The organism is Nocardioides caldifontis (genome assembly GCF_008087345.1).
GTDB classification, from domain to species: Bacteria; Actinomycetota; Actinomycetes; order Propionibacteriales; family Nocardioidaceae; genus Marmoricola_A; species Marmoricola_A caldifontis.
On sequence record NZ_VHIB01000012.1, the window covers coordinates 47,290 to 63,278 of the forward strand.

Annotated in this window: 14 protein-coding genes and 1 riboswitch; of the genes, 4 read left to right on the forward strand and 10 right to left on the reverse strand. The window is 72.3% G+C overall.

All coding sequences use genetic code 11. The features are described from left to right. Nucleotides 1-53: 53 nt before the first annotated feature. Nucleotides 54-229: riboswitch (cyclic di-AMP (ydaO/yuaA leader) on the forward strand. Nucleotides 230-238: 9 nt separating this feature from the next. From FIP57_RS18650 to FIP57_RS18660, 4 genes are read left to right on the forward strand one after another with little or no spacing between them, the layout of a single operon-like run. Continuing rightward, a complete protein-coding gene (locus tag FIP57_RS18650; RefSeq protein WP_238993588.1) occupies nucleotides 239-1,216 on the forward strand; it encodes a C40 family peptidase in 978 nt (325 codons plus the stop codon). Nucleotides 1,217-1,241: 25 nt separating this feature from the next. Next, nucleotides 1,242-2,513 carry a hypothetical protein gene (locus FIP57_RS23365; protein WP_162529864.1) on the forward strand — a complete coding sequence of 424 codons (1,272 nt, stop codon included), beginning with the start codon at nucleotides 1,242-1,244 and terminating at the stop codon, nucleotides 2,511-2,513. Further along, nucleotides 2,510-3,799, forward strand: a complete 1,290-nt coding sequence (locus FIP57_RS18655) for a M48 family metallopeptidase (RefSeq protein WP_162529865.1) — start codon at nucleotides 2,510-2,512, stop codon at nucleotides 3,797-3,799. The genes FIP57_RS23365 and FIP57_RS18655 overlap by 4 nt, the downstream gene beginning before the upstream one ends. Then, nucleotides 3,796-4,758, forward strand: coding sequence for a glycosyltransferase family 4 protein (locus FIP57_RS18660; RefSeq protein ID WP_148575062.1), 963 nt, complete (start codon nucleotides 3,796-3,798; stop codon nucleotides 4,756-4,758). The genes FIP57_RS18655 and FIP57_RS18660 overlap by 4 nt, the downstream gene beginning before the upstream one ends. A 71-nt stretch (nucleotides 4,759-4,829) precedes the next feature. On the opposite strand, the gene FIP57_RS18665 is transcribed toward FIP57_RS18660, so the two are convergent. The 10 genes from FIP57_RS18665 to FIP57_RS18710 all read right to left on the reverse strand — a co-directional run bounded on the left by FIP57_RS18665 (nucleotide 4,830) and on the right by FIP57_RS18710 (nucleotide 15,937). After that, entirely contained in the window at nucleotides 4,830-5,036 is a 207-nt protein-coding gene (locus FIP57_RS18665) for a Flp family type IVb pilin (RefSeq protein ID WP_148575063.1), read from the reverse strand. 25 nt (nucleotides 5,037-5,061) lie between these two features. Further along, nucleotides 5,062-5,277: a Flp family type IVb pilin gene (locus FIP57_RS18670; protein WP_148575064.1), complete on the reverse strand. Its 216-nt coding sequence runs from the start codon at nucleotides 5,275-5,277 to the stop codon at nucleotides 5,062-5,064. Nucleotides 5,278-5,469: 192 nt separating this feature from the next. Further along, nucleotides 5,470-6,117 carry a response regulator gene (locus tag FIP57_RS18675; RefSeq protein ID WP_148575065.1) on the reverse strand — a complete coding sequence of 216 codons (648 nt, stop codon included), beginning with the start codon at nucleotides 6,115-6,117 and terminating at the stop codon, nucleotides 5,470-5,472. 16 nt (nucleotides 6,118-6,133) lie between these two features. Further along, nucleotides 6,134-7,729, reverse strand: a complete 1,596-nt coding sequence (locus FIP57_RS18680) for a sensor histidine kinase (protein ID WP_148575066.1) — start codon at nucleotides 7,727-7,729, stop codon at nucleotides 6,134-6,136. Then, nucleotides 7,726-8,664 (reverse strand): type II secretion system F family protein, encoded by a 939-nt coding sequence (locus FIP57_RS18685; RefSeq protein WP_148575067.1) that lies wholly within the window; start codon nucleotides 8,662-8,664, stop codon nucleotides 7,726-7,728. The genes FIP57_RS18680 and FIP57_RS18685 overlap by 4 nt, the downstream gene beginning before the upstream one ends. A gap of 1 nt (nucleotide 8,665) precedes the next feature. Next, complete coding sequence (locus tag FIP57_RS18690) at nucleotides 8,666-10,609, reverse strand: type II secretion system F family protein (protein ID WP_148575068.1); 1,944 nt, start codon at nucleotides 10,607-10,609, stop codon at nucleotides 8,666-8,668. A 3-nt stretch (nucleotides 10,610-10,612) separates the two neighbouring features. Further along, a complete protein-coding gene (locus FIP57_RS18695; protein ID WP_148575069.1) occupies nucleotides 10,613-12,004 on the reverse strand; it encodes a TadA family conjugal transfer-associated ATPase in 1,392 nt (463 codons plus the stop codon). An 8-nt stretch (nucleotides 12,005-12,012) separates the two neighbouring features. Continuing rightward, a complete protein-coding gene (locus FIP57_RS18700) occupies nucleotides 12,013-13,221 on the reverse strand; it encodes a CpaE/TadZ family protein (protein WP_148575070.1) in 1,209 nt (402 codons plus the stop codon). Nucleotides 13,222-13,225: 4 nt separating this feature from the next. Further along, entirely contained in the window at nucleotides 13,226-13,957 is a 732-nt protein-coding gene (gene cpaB / locus FIP57_RS18705) for a Flp pilus assembly protein CpaB (RefSeq protein WP_162529866.1), read from the reverse strand. A 159-nt stretch (nucleotides 13,958-14,116) separates the two neighbouring features. After that, nucleotides 14,117-15,937, reverse strand: a complete 1,821-nt coding sequence (locus FIP57_RS18710; RefSeq protein ID WP_148575072.1) for an AMP-dependent synthetase/ligase — start codon at nucleotides 15,935-15,937, stop codon at nucleotides 14,117-14,119. Nucleotides 15,938-15,989 lie beyond the last annotated feature (52 nt).

Below are 15,989 nucleotides of genomic sequence, written 5' to 3' on the forward strand. Positions count from 1 at the left end.
ATGCTCTCCTTAACCTGTCGGAGGTGGTTGTCGCAGTCGGCCAACGGGTCGGCGCAGCCACCACGCCGAGTTCACGTGTCCGTCCAGGGCCGTGGAGCCGGGGACCCACCTTTCCCCGGGGTGAATCGTGCCAACCCGTCCGACCGACCGGTCGGACGCGAGGTGCGTAGGGCGTCCCTTTGCCGCCCGAACCCGTCAGCTAACCCGGTAGGCGTCGGACAAAGGAGCACGACCGCTCGTGACGAACGGCCGGAAGCGCACTGCCGCTGCCCTCACGACCCTCTGCATCGCCCTGGTGGGCGGTTCCGTGGTCACCGCCAGCCCCAGCGTGGCGGACCCTGACATCGACGACGTCCGCGCACGCGCGGACGACCTCTACCACCGTGCGGAGAAGGCGTCGGAGCGGTTCAACACCGCCAAGCTGCGGCTCCAGAAGGCGGAGAAGCGGCTCGACCGGCTGCAGCACGACATCGAGGAGCGCGAGGAGCGCGTCGAGGAGCTGCGCGGCGTGGTGGCGACCCAGGTCGTCTCCTACTACCAGGGCGACTCGATCTCGATGGCCGGCCAGCTGGCCACCGCCGAGGACCCCGACGCCTTCATCGGCCAGATGCAGACGATCAGCGAGTACACCTCCCAGCAGGCCGCCGTCATCGACGAGCTGACCGCCGAGGTCGACACCCTCGGGGAGCGCGAGCAGGACGCCGAGGAGCAGGCGAAGGAGATCGCCGCGACCAAGGAGCAGCTCGCCGGGGAGAAGCAGCTGATCGACCGCCGCGCCGACGAGGCCGAGGCGCTCCTCGAGCGGCTCGAGGAGAAGCAGCGCGAGAGCCGCAGCGCGTCGCCAGTCGTCGGTGAGGTCGCGGCCTCGGGGTCGGCGGGCGCCGCGGTCCAGCAGGCGCTGGCCCAGGTCGGCGACGCCTACGTCTACGGCGCGACCGGTCCCGACGCCTTCGACTGCTCGGGGCTGACGATGTTCGCCTGGGCCGCCGCCGGTGTCTCGCTGCCGCACTCGAGCTCGGCCCAGATGGGGTCGGGCACGCCGGTCTCGATCGACGCGCTCCAGCCCGGAGACCTGGTCTTCTACTACAGCCCGGTCAGCCACGTCGGGATGTACATCGGCAACGGCCAGCTGGTCCACGCCGCCAACCCCTCGACCGGCGTCCAGGTGACCTCGGTCGACTCGATGCCGATCTCGGGAGCCGTCCGACCCGGCTGAGCACCCCATCGGTGAAGATGGGGCGGTGACCTCGACCGCACGTCCCCGCCAGGGGTCGCTCCTCCTGGCGGGGCTGGTGCTCCTCGCCGTGGTCGCCGCGGTCGCGGTGGTCCTCGTCCGCGACGAGCCGCGCCAGGCGGAGCTCGGCCGGTCACGGTCCACGGGCTCGAGCCAGGACCGGGACGCCGCCACAGGAGTCCTGGTCACCGAGCTCGAGCGTGCCCTCCGCCGGGGCGCGCCGGCACGCGCCGAGGCGCTCGCCGCGCCCGACGACGCGCGGGCCCGCCGGGAGTTGCGGGTGCTGGTCGGCACCGTCGACGCGCTGGGGCTCGACGACGTCGAGCTGCGTCACCTGTCCCGGGCCGACCGCGACCTCGACCGGGCGGAGGAGCGGCGCTACGGCGACGACGCCTGGGTCTCCGACGTGCAGGTCTCCTGGCGGCAGCCTGGGAGCGGCACGACCCTCTCGACGGTCGACGTCCCGCTGGTGACGAGCTGGAGCGAGGGTCGGGTGGTCTTCGAGACCGCGCGGCTCGGCGGCGACGGCCGGGTGCCGATGTGGCTGCTCGGCCCCCTTGACCGCCGCACCGCCGGTGACGTCACGGTCGTCGGCCCCCGCGGGCAGCTGCCCAGGCTGGTCCGCCAGGCAACCCGCGCGGTCCGCACCGTCCGGCGCACCGTCCCGACGTGGGAGGGGCCGCTGGTGGTCGAGGCAGCGCCGGCGGTCGGCGCGTTCCGGCTCGCCTCGGGGCTCGACCAGGCCGCGGCCGAGCAGATCGCGGCGGTCACCGCGACCAGCGACGGCTCGACCGGCGCGGAGGCCTCCGTGCACGTCTTCGTCAACCCCGGCGTCTACGGCTCCCTCGGCCCGCGCGGCCAGCAGATCGTGCTCAGCCACGAGGCCGCGCACGTCGCGCTCGGAGCGGTGCGGACGGACGCGCCGCTGTGGCTCTCCGAGGGCGTGGCCGACTACGTCGCGCTGGTCGACAGCCCTCTGTCCGTCGACGTGCTCGCCGCCCAGATCCTCGGCCGCGTGCGGGCACAGGGCGCGCCCGAGCGGCTGCCGGGGCCGGCGGAGTTCGAGGCCGGGGACGACGCGCTCGGGGCGTGGTACGAGGCGGCATGGCTGGCGGCCAGGCTCGTCGCGGAGGAGCACGGCGAGGCCGCCCTCCTCGAGCTCTACCGCCGGGCGGACCGCGACGGGGACGTGGGCGCGGCGTTCCGCGAGGTGCTCGGGACGACCGAGCGGGCGTTCGAGCGTCGGTGGAGCAGCTACCTCGACGAGCTGGCCGGATGACCCGCGAGAGCAGGGCCCGGCGGGAGGACGTGCGGCTCGACCGGCGTACGGCCTGGGTGGCGGCGGGCGTCTCCGGGCTGGTGCTGATCGTGGCGGCCGCCGTGCTGGTGCCGTGGGACTGGCTCCCGGGCGCGGAGCTGCGCCCCGTGGACGCCACGGACGTCTTCAGCGCGGAGGAGCTCGCCCGGGCCGAGGACCACGCCTCGGTGGTCCGCCCCCTCGGGCTGGCGTCGACCGCCCTCTCGCTACTGGTGCTCGGCGCCCTTGCGTTGACGCCCTGGGGCCGTCGGCTCGCCACGGCGGTCGCGCGCCGGCTCCCGTGGTGGCTGGCGGCCCCGGTCGTGGTGCTGGTCGCGCTCACCGCGGCCCGGCTGGCGACGACGCCGCTGGCCTACCTGGTCCGGCGTCGCAACCTCGAGGCCGGGCTCACCGACCAGCCGACCGGTGCCTGGCTGGTCGACCGGGCGCTCGGGCTGGGCGTCTCGGTGGTCACCACGTCGCTGCTGGTGCTGCTGGTCGTCGCCACGGCCCGCAGGTTCCCACGACGGTGGTTCCTGCCCGCCGGCGCGCTGGCGGCCGCGCTGGTCATGGGCGGTTCGTTCGCCTACCCGCTGCTGGTCGAGCCGCTGTTCAACCGGTTCACCCCGGTGCCCGACGGCCCCTTCCGCACCGCGGCGCTCGAGCTCGCCGAGCGTGAGGGCGTCGAGGTCGAGGACGTGCTGGTCGCCGACGCCTCGCGGCGCACCACCACGCTCAACGCCTACGTCTCCGGGCTCGGCGGCACGCGCCGCATCGTGGTCTACGACAACCTGCTCGACGGGGTGCCGCTGGACCAGGCGATGTCGGTGGTGGCCCACGAGCTCGCCCACGTGCGCCACCAGGACGTGCTCGTGGGGACGACCCTCGGCGCCGCAGGGGCGGTGCTCGCGGTCTGCGCCCTGGCGCTGCTGCTCGACACGGGGGCGGTGCGGAGCCGGGCCGGTCCCGCCGGAGGCCCGGCCGTGGCCGGCGTGCTGGTGGCGGTCCTCGCCGTGGGCACCTTCCTGTCCGGCCCGGTCGAGAACGTCGTCAGCCGGGCGATCGAGGCACGTGCCGACCGCACCGCGCTGGTGGCGACCGGCGACCCGGACGCCTTCGAGGCGGTCCAGCGCCAGCTGTCGATCCGGTCGCTCGCCGACCCGACGCCGCCGGAGTGGGCCCGGATCTGGTTCTCCAGCCATCCGACGGTGCTCCAGCGGCTCGGGCTGGCCGAGGCCTTCCGCGAAGGGCGGGGGGAGTGGGGGTGACCCGCACGCTGGTGGTCACCAACGACTTCCCCCCGCGCATCGGCGGCATCCAGAGCTTCGTCCGGGACCTCTGCGCCCAGGTGCCGCCGGACGAGGTGGTCGTGCACGCGTCCACCTCCGACAGCGCCGCTGAGTACGACGCCCAGCAGCCGTTCCCGGTGGTCCGCGACCCCGCCCGGGTCCTGCTGCCGACTCCGGCCGCCGGTGAACGGATCGCCACCACGCTCCGGGCCTACGGGTGTGACCGGGTGCTGTTCGGTGCGAGCGCGCCGCTCGGGTTGCTCGCACCACGGCTCCGCCGGGCCGGCGCCCGCCAGGTCGTCGCGCTCACCCACGGCCACGAGGTGTGGTGGGCGGCCCTGCCGGGCTTCCGCGGGCTGCTGCGGCGGATCGGCGACGAGGTCGACGAGCTCACCTACGTCAGCGACTACTGCCGCGAGCGGATCGCCAGAGCGCTCTCGCCCGGGGCCGTCGCACGGATGCGGCGGCTGAGCCCGACGGTGGACCGGGAGCGGTTCCGGCCGGGAGCGGGGGGCGCGGAGGTGCGCGCGGCCTGGGGCATCGACCCCGCCGCGCCGGTGGTCGTCTGCGTCTCGCGGCTGGTCCGGCGCAAGGGGCAGGACACGCTCGTGCGGATCTGGCCGGAGCTGCTCGAACGGTTCCCCGGCGCGGTGCTGCTGCTCGTGGGCGACGGCCCCGACCGGCGGAGGATCGAGCGGATGGTCGCCCGCCGGGGGTTGCAAGGCTCGGTGGTCCTGACCGGCGAGGTGCCGGACGACGAGCTCCCGGCCCACCTCGACGCGGGCGACGTCTTCGCGATGCCCAGCCGGAGCCGGTGGTTCGGGCTGGAGGTCGAGGCGTTCGGGATCGTCTACCTCGAGGCGGCCGCCTGCGGGCTCCGGGTCGTCGGCGGGCGGTCGGGCGGGGTGGCCGAGGCGCTCGCCGCGGGCGGCAAGTGAGCCGCACCCGAGGAACGACACAAGACCCCTGCACCCGGAGGGGCAGGGGTCTCGTGTCGGTCGGCTCGACCTCAGGTGGTGCAGCTCTTCGCGGTCGAGGCTTGGGCCTCGATCTCGGCGCACGAGCTGCTGAAGAGGTCTTGGACCACTCCTCCGAGTGCGAAGACCACCGCGGTGACGAGAGCGGCGACCGCGACGGCGATCAACCCGTACTCGACCGAGGAGGCGCCGCGCTCGTTCCTGGCCGGGGCCCGCCGGTGCTGACGTGAATCGGTCACGGCGCTGCCTCGAGGAGGAACCGGCTCAGCTGCAGGTCTTGGAGATGCTCGCACCGCCGGCGGCGCCCTCGGTCTTGATGGTGTCGCAGGTGTCCTGGAACACCTCCTTCACGATGCCGCCGAGGGCGAAGACGATGATGACGATCAGCGCGGCGATCGCAGCCACGAGCAGGCCGTACTCGACGGCGGACGCGCCGTTCTCGTCCTTACGGTTGATCAGGCGCTGGATGAGGTGCTGCATGACGGTTCTCCCTGTGTGTCTGAGGGTCGAGACGTAACCCCGGTGTGAAAAAAGTTCATCACGGGCAGATCGGACATTCAGGAGAATCGGGAAATGAAGCCCCAGATTGGATGTTTCGCCAGGGACTGATAGCCCGAAGTGACTAGGGCCTGCACGCCTTGCGGACGGGGTGTGGCGGAGGTCCTGCGCCCGTCAGAGCGGCTCGTCGCTGAGCAGCCCCGACCGGATCGCGATCATGATCGCCTGGGCGCGGTTGGCAGCGCCGAGCTTCTCGTAGATCTTGGAGATGTGCGTCTTCGCCGTTGACTCCGAGACGAAGAGCTGGCGCGAGATCGCGGCCACCCCCAGCCCCTCGGCGAGGAGCTTGAGGACCTCGGTCTCGCGGGCCGAGAGCTGCGGCCCGCTGGGGCTGAGCCGCCGGCGCATGGCACCGGCGAGGTCCGCGGCGGCGAAGGAGCGCGGGGAGACGCTGGCGTGCCGGGCCGCGGCGATCACGTCGTCGCTGGGGGAGTCCTTGGCCACGAATGCCGAGGCGCCGGCCTCGAGGGCACCGAACAGCTGGTCGTCGCCGGCGTACATGGTGAGGACCACGATCCCCACGGTGTCGCTGGCCTGGCGCAGGTGGCGCACCAGGTCGAGCCCGGTGCCGTCGGGGAGCCGGACGTCGGTCACGACGACGGCGGGGTCGAGCTCCTCGGCGAGTGCGATGCCCTCCTTGACCGAGCCGGCCTCGCCCACGACGGAGAATCCCTCGCTGCGCTCGAACGCCCGCGCCAGCCCCTGCCGGATGAGCTCGTGGTCGTCGACGAGCAGGACCGACAGCGGTTCCGGTGCGCTCATTCTGACCTCGCTTCCGTCACGACCCTCGGGTCGGCTCGGCACCCACCGTCACCGCGACCTTAGTCCCTTGCGTCCCGTGCGTCCCGTTGCGTGGCCCGATCTCCAGCCGGGCATCGATCCGCTCGGCGCGCTCGCGCATGATCTTCATGCCGTAGGAGTCCTCGCGCGGCGGCCCCAGGCCGCCGCCGTCGTCCTCGACCGAGATCCGGGCGTACGGCGGCTGGATCCGGCAGTCCACCCAGAGGTTGCGGGCGTTGGCGTGCTTCCGCGCGTTGGTGACCGCTTCCTGGGTGATCCGCAGCAGCTCCATCTCCACCTCGCCGCGCAGCCGGGTCGGAGCCTCGTCGAGGGTGAGGTGGACGGTGAGCCCGGAGCGGGCGCCGACGGCCCGCACGTAGTCCGAGAGGGCGGAGCCGAGGCCGGCGGCGGGGGAGATCTCGCTGCGCAGGTCGAAGATCGAGAGCCGCAGCTCGCTGACCACCCGGCTGATCTCCCCGCGCAGCGAGTGCAGCCGGCCGCGGTGCTCCTCGCCGGCCGAGGTCGCGGCCAGGTCGTCGACGAGGTAGCCCAGCGAGGCGATCTCCTGGGCGACCCCGTCGTGGATCTCGCGGGCCAGCCGCTGCCGCTCCTCCATGGTCGCCAGCGACCGGACCTCGTCGAAGACCAGGGCGGCGTCGAGCCGCACCGCCTGCTCGTCGAGCTCGGCCATCAGCCGGACGACGGTCTCGTGGGAGGGCGGCTCGTCGAGGTCGACGACCACCACGCCGATCATCCGCGCGGAGTTCCGCAGGGGGAGGACCGTGTGCGGGTGGGCGGCGACCGGCCCGTGGCCGTTGCCCCCGTGCCCGTTGCCCGGTACGGCGACCACCGGCTCCATCTCCGCCCAGCAGGTGTCGACCGCGGGGCCCTCGGGGAGCAGGACTCCCTGGGCGTCCACACCGCGGTAGCCGAGGGGGGCCAGCACGCCGCCCTCGGTGCGGACGAAGACCGCGGCCCTCGTGGCGCCGAGCCGTTCGTGGACGGCGGCGAGGATCGCGTCGGCCATCGAGACCGGGTCGAGCCCGGAGGAGAGCCGCCTGGCGACCGTGCGGAGCTGGGAGAGGAGCCGGCGCGCCGACTCGTAGGAGACCTCGTCGCCGGCCACCCGGGTGCCTCGCAGCTGCACCAGCCACACGCCGACCAGCCCGGCGCCGAGGCTGGCCACCGCCCACGGCGCGGCGAGCTCGATCCCCTCCTGGGTGGGGGTCTCGACGCCGCCCACGAGGAGCGCGAGCAGGAGGGCCAGCATCTCCAGCCCCGAGACGACCACGACCGGGACGATCTTGCCGCCGACGCCGGTCAGCAGCGCCGGGACCATGAGGTAGGGCAGCAGCATCGCGCCCTCGGGGAGGGTCGCTCCGATGACCAGGGCGGCCAGGAACCCCTCGACCAGGTAGACCCACCGCGGCGGGATGACCGTGAATTGCGTCGACGCCAGCGCCAGGGCACCGAGCGCCAGGATCACCAGGGTGGCCTGGAAGACCCGTGGCTCCCGGAACGCCGCGGCCAGCCCGACGACCGTCGCCAGGAAGAAGGCGCGGGTCGCCAGCCCGAGGCGCTCGCTGGGCGTCACAGGCGGCCCGAGAACGCCTCGAACATCGTGATGCCGGCCGGCCCGAGGACGGCGATGAACAGGCAAGGGAGGATGCAGAAGATCAGCGGGATCAGGATCTTGATCGCGACCTTCTGGGCGGCCTCCTCGGCCTTCTGGCGCCGCTTGGTCCGGATCTCCTTCGACTGCACCCGGAGCACCTGGGCGATCGGGATGCCGAGGGCGTCCGCCTGCACCATCGCGCCGACGAAGCCACGGACGTCCGGCACGTGCGTGCGGTCCGCGAGCGCGCGGAGCGCGGCGCCCCGGCCGAGGCCGATCTGCATCTCCTGCAGGACGCGGGCGAACTCGTCGGCCAGCGGACCGTCGGTGTTGCGGGCCACCTGGGCCAGCGCCGCGTCGAACCCGAGGCCGGACTCGACGGAGATCGTCAGAAGGTCGAGGGCGTCCGGCAGCGCCCGCTCCATCTTCTGGGTGCGGTCGTAGCCGAGCTGGTAGAGGTACATGTTCGGAGCCATGTAGCCCGCCACCGCGATCAGCATGCAGACGGCGAGGCTGGGCAGCAGCGACAGCCCGAAGAGCATCGTGGCAACCAGTCCGATGACGAGCGCCACCACGAACCCGATGAACTTCAGCGACGTGACACGGTCGGTCGTCCAGCCGCGCGGGTTGCCGGCGAGCTCCAGCTTGTGCCGGATCCGCTCGCTGAAGTCGGCCGGCGTCAGCTTCTTGCCCACTCCTAGGGTGCGGTCCATGAGGGGCGTCAGGACGCGGTCGTGGAAGGAGGGCTGGAGCTCGTCGCGCATCTCCTGCGGCGCCGCGGAGAACGCCTGCATGACCGCGAGCGACTTGCTGATGCCGCGGGCACTGTTGTCGGACAGCGTGACCGCCGCCATGCAGAGGAAGAGGGCGGCGAAGATGCCGGCGATGCCGACCACGAGGTAGACGGTGCTCATCTCAGACCTCCACCTTGACGACCCTCTTCATCCAGAAGATCCCTCCACTCAGCAGGATGCCCATCAAGATCAGCATGGCCCACCCCAAAGGGCTCGACCACATGGGTGAGACGTAGCCCGGATTGAACGCGACCAGGTAGGCGAGGAACGCCGGCGGGAGGCCGCCCAGGATCCACACCGACATCCGACCCTCAGCCGACAACGTCTTGACCTGGCGCTCGAGGTACTCGCGCTCGCGGATGGTGTCCGCGACCTTGTTGAGCAGCTCCGACAGGTTGCCGCCGACCTCGCGCTGGATCCGGATGGCCATCACGACCCACTCGAAGTCGACGCTCTCCATCCGCTCGCCGACGCCGGCGAGGGCTTCCTCGATCTCGACGCCGAGGCGGGTCTCGATCAGCGCCCGCCGGAACTCGGCCGCCATCGGGTCGCTGCCCTCCCGTACGACGGTGTCGACCGACTGGGCGAGGGAGAGGCCGGCGGAGAGCGATCCGGCCATCAGCTGGAGGGTGTCGGCGAGCTGTGCCTTGAAGGCGGCCAGGCGTCGGGACTTCTTCAGCGACAGGAAGAGCCAGGGGCCTCCGGCGCCGAGCAGCAGCCCGACGAGCATGAACAACGCGCTTCCGCCACCCAGCAGGATCGCGACCACCCCGAGCCCGAGCGTGAGCCCGGCGTGGATCAGCAGCCACTCGGCCGGGCGCAGGGCCAGGCCGGCGCTCTCGAGCCGGGACTCGAGGGCAGCCTGGAGGCCGCGCTGGCCCTCGAGGACGTTCTCCGCCACGGCGACGGCCTGCTGGGTCACCGATGCGGGCTCGGCGCGGCCGGCCTCGGCCAGCTTGCGGGCTCCCTTGCGGGTGTAGGCCTCGATGCGCCGGTCGACGGCATCCCGCTTCCGGTCACGGGTGCCGCCGAAAGCGAGGAAGAGAATGACCACCAGAGCGACCGCCGTCGCGGCGAGCCCGGCGAGCATCCACTCCTCGGGGATCACCGGACCGCGCTCGGCCGCGAGCACCTCCTCGGTCGGCTCTTCGGGCTGCGGGGCTGCTTGCGGCAGCTGCACGAAGGCGCCGTCGGTGACGGTGGTGCCGTCGACGTGGAAGGAGACCGACAGGGTTCCCTCGGCGCCGCTGGTCGCCTCGGTCGGGGTAACAGTCACCAGCACCTGCTGGGCCAGCGCCTCGGCTTCCTGGGCGAAGACGTCGCTGAGGGCGGCGGGGTCGCTCGCGCTGAGCAGCTTGCCCCCGCCCGCGTCGGTGAGCTGCTGGAGCAGCGCCATGTTCTTCGTGCTCTGGGCCAGCGCCACGACGTCGAGCTTGACCTCGGCACCTTTGACCGCAGCGGTGACGTCGGCGATGGCCGTGGTGGAGGTGTCGGCTCCGTCGGAGAGCACCAGCACGCTGCGCGCGCCGTCCTCTCCGGTTGCCGCGACCGCCTCCGTGACGCCGTCGTAGAGCCGGGTCTGGCGGCTCAGCGCGAGGCCGGCAAGCGCATCCCGCACGGCGTCGTGGTCGTCGGTCGGAGCCTGCACCTCGACCACGTCGGCGGCGAAGGTCACCAGCCCGACCCGAACGTCGGCGGGCACGGTGTCCAGGAAGACCTCGGCCGCCTGCTTGGCCTCGGCGAACTTGTCGCCACGCATGCTGTTGCTCACATCCATCGCAAGCACGGTGGTCCGCTGGATCTCCCGGCCGCCGTCGTCGAGGACGTGGGCCTCGGCGGGCAGCGGCTCGCCGTCGAAGGTGACGGCGACCGACGCGAGATCGGGGGTGGCGCCACCAGTCTCGCCCTGGAGGGAGACGAGCACCTGGAGCTCCTCGCCGTCGCCCTCGACGTGGTCGATGGTGCTCTCGACCGCCCATGCGGGCGCGCTCCCGCCGAGCACCAGCGCGAACGGCGCGGCGCAGAGCAGGGCGGAGGCGGCGAGCGTCCTGCGGGTGCGGTTCATCGGTCAGCCACCGTCCCGGGCGAAGACCATCGGGTCGACGTGCACGTTGTTGTGCGCGAGCTTCTCCAGGAACTTCGGGCGGAGCCCGGTTGCGCGCAGCGAGCCGAGGCTGCGCCCGTTGGCGTCGAACCCCTTGGTGTGGTCGAAGAGGAAGACGTCCTGGAGGGTGATCACGTCGCCCTCCATCCGCTCCACCTCGGTCACGTGGGTGATCCGGCGCGAGCCGTCGCGGAGCCGGGCCTGGTGCACGATCAGGTCGACGGCGGACGCCACCTGCTCGCGGATCGCCTTGATCGGCAGGTCCATGCCGGCCATCAGCACCATCGTCTCGATGCGGGCGAGGGTGTCGCGGGGGCCGTTGGAGTGGACGGTGCAGATCGAGCCGTCGTGGCCGGTGTTCATCGCCTGGAGCATGTCGAGGGCTGCGGAGTCACGGACCTCACCGACGACGATGCGGTCCGGCCGCATGCGCAGCGAGTTCTTGACCAGGTCGCGGATGTCGATCGCGCCCTTGCCCTCGATGTTGGCCGGACGGGACTCGAGCCGGAGCACGTGGTCCTGGTGGAGCTGGAGCTCCGCGGCGTCCTCGATCGTGATGATCCGCTCGTCGCTCGGGATGAACGAGGACAGCACGTTGAGGGTCGTCGTCTTGCCGGCGCCTGTGCTTCCGGAGACGATGATGTTCAGCTTGCCGCGCACGCACGCCGAGAGGAACTCTGACGTCTTCTGCGACATCGTGCCGAAGGCGACCAGGTCGTCGGCCATGTACGGGTCGGCGGAGAACTTCCGGATCGTGAGCAAGGACCCGTCGATGGCGAGGGGTGGGATCACCGCGTTGACGCGCGAGCCGTCGGGGAGCCGGGCGTCGACCATCGGGCTCGACTCGTCCACGCGGCGGCCGATGCGGGAGACGATCTTGTCGATCGTGCGGCGCAGGTGCTGCTCGTCGTTGAAGCGCCCCTCGGCGCGCTGCAACTTGCCGCTGCGCTCGATCCAGATGTCGTCGCAGCCGTTGACCATGACCTCGGTGAGGTCGGGGTCTCGCAGGAACGGCTCGATCGGCCCGTAGCCGAGGATGTCGTCGGCGATCTCCTGCGCGATGCGGGTCCGGTCGGCCGGGGTGAGGATGATGTCCTCGTCGTGCATGGCCTCCTGGAGGGCGCCTCGGACCATCCGCTCGAGCTCGGCCTGCGTCAGGTTCGCGTCGTACAGCTTGGGACCGAGCTCTTGGAGGAGCCGGTTGTGCACCGTCGACTTCAGCTCGCGGAAGGAATCGTGGGCCTCGGCCTTCTTCGGGCGCCCACCCGGCCCCTTGGTCTCCAGCTCGCTGCTGGACTGGTTGGCGACGGCCCTGTCACGCGATGCGGCGGCGAGCCGGTCGGCGAGGCTGCTCATCGTTCCTCCTACCTGGCCTGACGGCGGAGCAGCCCGCGCTTGGGTGCGGTGCTGCGGGACTTCGCGCGGGCGGCGTCGTCCGCCTCCGGCACCGCGGCGGCTGCAGGAGCCCCGGTGACGGCGTCGGCGAGGCGGAACAACGCCTGGCTCGCACTGTGCTTAGGGTGTGAAGCGGTGATCGGCTCGCCGGCGTTGGTGGCGTTCGCGACCTCGGCCGAGGTCGGGATCGCCTGGTCGATCTTCATGTCGAGGGTGCTCTCGACCTTCTCCGGTGCGAGCCCGACCTTGTCGTCGGCACGGTTGAGCACCAGGTGACGGCGAGCCTTCGGGAAGTTGAGCAGGTCAAGGGTCTCGCAAGCGATCTTGACGTTCTTGAGGGTGGGCACGTCGAGCGTCGTCACCAGAAGCAGGTTGTCGGTCTCGTCGAAGGCCTGCAGGACGTGCTCGTCGAACGCCGGGGAGGTGTCGACGATGACGAACTCGAAGTTGGCCTTGAGGATCGCCAGGACGCGCGAGACCAGCGAGGCCGGGATCGAGTCCTTGGCGTCGGGCTGCACGGGTGCTACGAGCGTCGAGAACCCGCGGCGGTGGGGGGTGAGCAGCGGCTCGAGGGCGGCGAAGTCGAGGTCGCTCTCGAGAGCCACCGCGTCCGCGATCGTGCGGGCCGGGAACAGCTGGAGCGTGATCGCGACGTCGCCGAACCCGAGGTCGAGGTCAACCAGGCAGACCCGGGTCTTGTCGCGGGTCGCCAGTGCCACCGCCAGGTTCGCCGCGATCGTCGTCTTGCCCACGCCTCCCTTCGGCGAGAAGACGGTCACGACGCGGCCGACCGGGTGCTCGTCGAGCCGGCTGCTCGGCCCGGTCACTGCCCGGTAGACCTGGAAGGCCCGTTTGATGGCGTCGCTGAGGCCGCTGAGGTCGCGCTCCTCGACCACCTCACGCATCCCCGACCGGAGTGCTTCGGCGAGCACGGCGGTGTCCACGCGGCGGCGCATCAGGATGACGCTGACCGCCGGGCGGGTGATCCGGAGGTTGTCCGCGAGCGCGGCCGCGGCCTCGAGGTCGACGGCGGGGCCGAGGACGACGGCGTGCTCCTCCGGGGTCTCGGCCAGGGCGCGGCGGAGCTCCTCCAACGTGGGGACGACCTTGGCGCCGGCCCCCGCCACCGAGAGGAACAGCTCGGCGTTGGTGGTGTTCTGCTCGACGATGAGGGGCATCAGGTCACCGGAAAAGGTTGGACAGGGAGACGCCGGGACCGGGCTTGACCTTCGAGTCCTCGTCGAGGAGCCCGAAGGACAGCTCGCCGTGGGTCGAGGCGTAGAGGATCTTCTCGGCCTGGTCCTGGGTGACCGCCAGGGTGAAGAGCGTGCGCGGCAGGCTCTCGACCGTCTGGTCGCCTGTCTGGGTGGTCGTGGTGGACGTGGTCATCGTGGTCTGGGCGACGGCGATGACCTGCACCTTGGGGAGCAGCAGCCGCGTACCGTCCTCGCCGCCGGGCCCGATGGGGCCGTTCAGGAAGATCGCCACCTCGGAGCCGGGGGAGACGAAGCCGGCGACACGGCCGGTGTCGGAGAGGTTCACGGAGATCGCGAAGGAGCCCTCCGGGACGGTCAGCGCCTGCTGCTCGCCGGGCGTGCCGAACTTGGAGGTGGTGACCTGCTCGTTGGGGTAGATCGTGCTGAGCGCGACGAGGCTGCCGTTCTCGCCGATCGAGACCAGCGCGCCGTCGAGCCGCTCCTCGGCGGGGACGTCGTCGAGCTCGATCTTGCCGGCGGCCGAGGCGTCGGCCAGCGTCTCGCCGGGCTCGATCTGGGCCACGGCCTTCAGCACCTGCACCGGCGCCTGGGCCTCCTTGGCGCGGTCGTCGGCGCCCTTGACGTAGAGGTACACCATGCCGGAGCCGAGCACCGCGATCAGTGCGGCGACGATCAGCAAGATCGTTCTGCGTCCCATGCCGAATCCTGGTCCTTGTGCGTCGTCCCGGGAGCCTCCCGGGCCGTCGACCGACGTCCACGCGTCGGGGCTCACCGGTGGAGAGCCGAAACAAACGATCCCGTACGAAACGGACATCCGTCCCCGGAATGCAAAATTTCGTCCGGCCCCTCGTGACGGTCAGTCGTAGAGCCTCTCGACGGCGTCCCGGTAGCGCCGGTGGACGACGTTGCGGCGGAGCTTCAGGCTCGCCGTGAGCTCGCCGGTCTCCTCGCTCCAGGTGTCGGGCAGCACCTCGAACCTCCGGATCGCCTCGGCCTGCGAGACCGTGGCGTTGGCGGCGTCGACCGCGGCCTGCACCTCGGCCCGGAGCGCCTCCTCGTCGGTGTGCGCGGAGAGCGGCCCGCGCAGCCCCCGGTCGGCGGCCCACCCGGCGTACGCCTCGGGGTCGAGGGTGACCAGGGCGGCGACGTACGGGCGGCCGTCGCCGACGACCAGGCACTGGTCGACCAGGGGGTGGTCCCGCACCCGCTCCTCGAGGGCGCCCGCCGCGACGTTCTTGCCGCTGGTGGTGACCAGGATCTCCTTCTTGCGGCCGGTGACGCGGACGAACCCCTCGTCGTCGATCTCGCCGACGTCGCCGGTCCGCAGCCAGCCGTCGCCGGGCAGGGCCTGGGCGGTCGAGACCTCGTCCTGCCAGTACTCCCGCATCACCTGGGCGCCCCGGACCAGGAGCTCGCCGTCGTCCGCGACCCGCACCGAGGTGCCGGGCAGGGGGCGGCCCACCGTGCCGATGCGCAGCGTGTCCGGCAGGTTGACGGTCACCGCGGCCGTGGTCTCGGTCAGGCCGTACCCCTCGAGGATCGGGACCCCGATGCCGCGGAAGTAGTGGCCGAGCCGCTCGCCGAGCGGGGCGCCGCCCGAGACGACGAACCGGCACCGCCCGCCGAGCAGCTCCCGGACCCGTGCGTGGACCAGCCGGTCGTGCAGCGTGTGCCGCGCGCGGAGCACCGGGCCGACCCGGCCCCGGTCGAGCGCCTGGCTCCACCGGATCGCGGTCTCGGTGGCCGCGTCGAAGAGCCGCCCCCGCCCCTCGGACGCGGCCTGCTGGCTCGCGGCGTTGACCAGCCGCTCGAAGACCCGCGGCACGCCGAGCAGGAACGTGGGGCGGAAGGTCGCGAGGTCGGCGGGGAGCGTCCGCACGTCGGGGGTGTGGCCGAGCGTCACGCGTGCCTTGACCGCGCCGAGCTGCACGACCCGGGCGAACACGTGCGCCATCGGGAGCACCATCAGCGTCGAGGCGTCCTCGTCGGCGAACAGCTCGTGCAGCTCCGCCAGCGTCGCGCCGAGCCCCCGGTGGAAGTTGGCGTGGGTGAGCACGCACCCCTTGGGATGGGCGGTGGTGCCGGAGGTGTAGATGATCGTCGCGACGTCCTCGGCCTGCACCGACGTGCGCCGGCGCTCGAGCCGCTCGTCGTCGACCTCCCGGCCCAGCTCGGTGAGCGCGGCGACCGCACCGGGGCCGTCGGCGTCGTCGAGCACCCACAGGTGCCGCTCCCCGTCGGGCCAGCCCGACTCGCGGACCCGCGCCCCCAGCGCCGGGGTCTCCACGACGGCCGCGACAGCGTCGCTGTCCTCGAGGATCCACCGGAGCTGGTCGACGGGTGCGGTGGCGTAGACCGGGACGCCGACCGCGCCGGCGTGCCAGATCGCGTAGTCCAGGAGGGTCCACTCGTAGCGCGTGCGGCTCATCAGCGCCACACGGTCGCCCGGGCGGACGCCGGCGGCGACCAGACCGCGGGCCACCTGCCGCACCTCGGCGAGGAACGTGGCCGCGGTGACGTCGCTCCACCCCGGGCCGTCGGCGCCGGGGGAGCGGCGGCGGAAGGCCACCCGGTCCGGCTGCTCCGCGGCGTACTCCACGACGTCGTCGGCGAGCCCCCCGCGGCGGTCCGTGTCGGGACCGGCGGCGGCCGTCGACGGGCTGGTGTACTCGCGCACCGGAGCCTCCTGTCCTGTCGGTAGTCTCAGCGGCACCGTATTGCAGGAGACG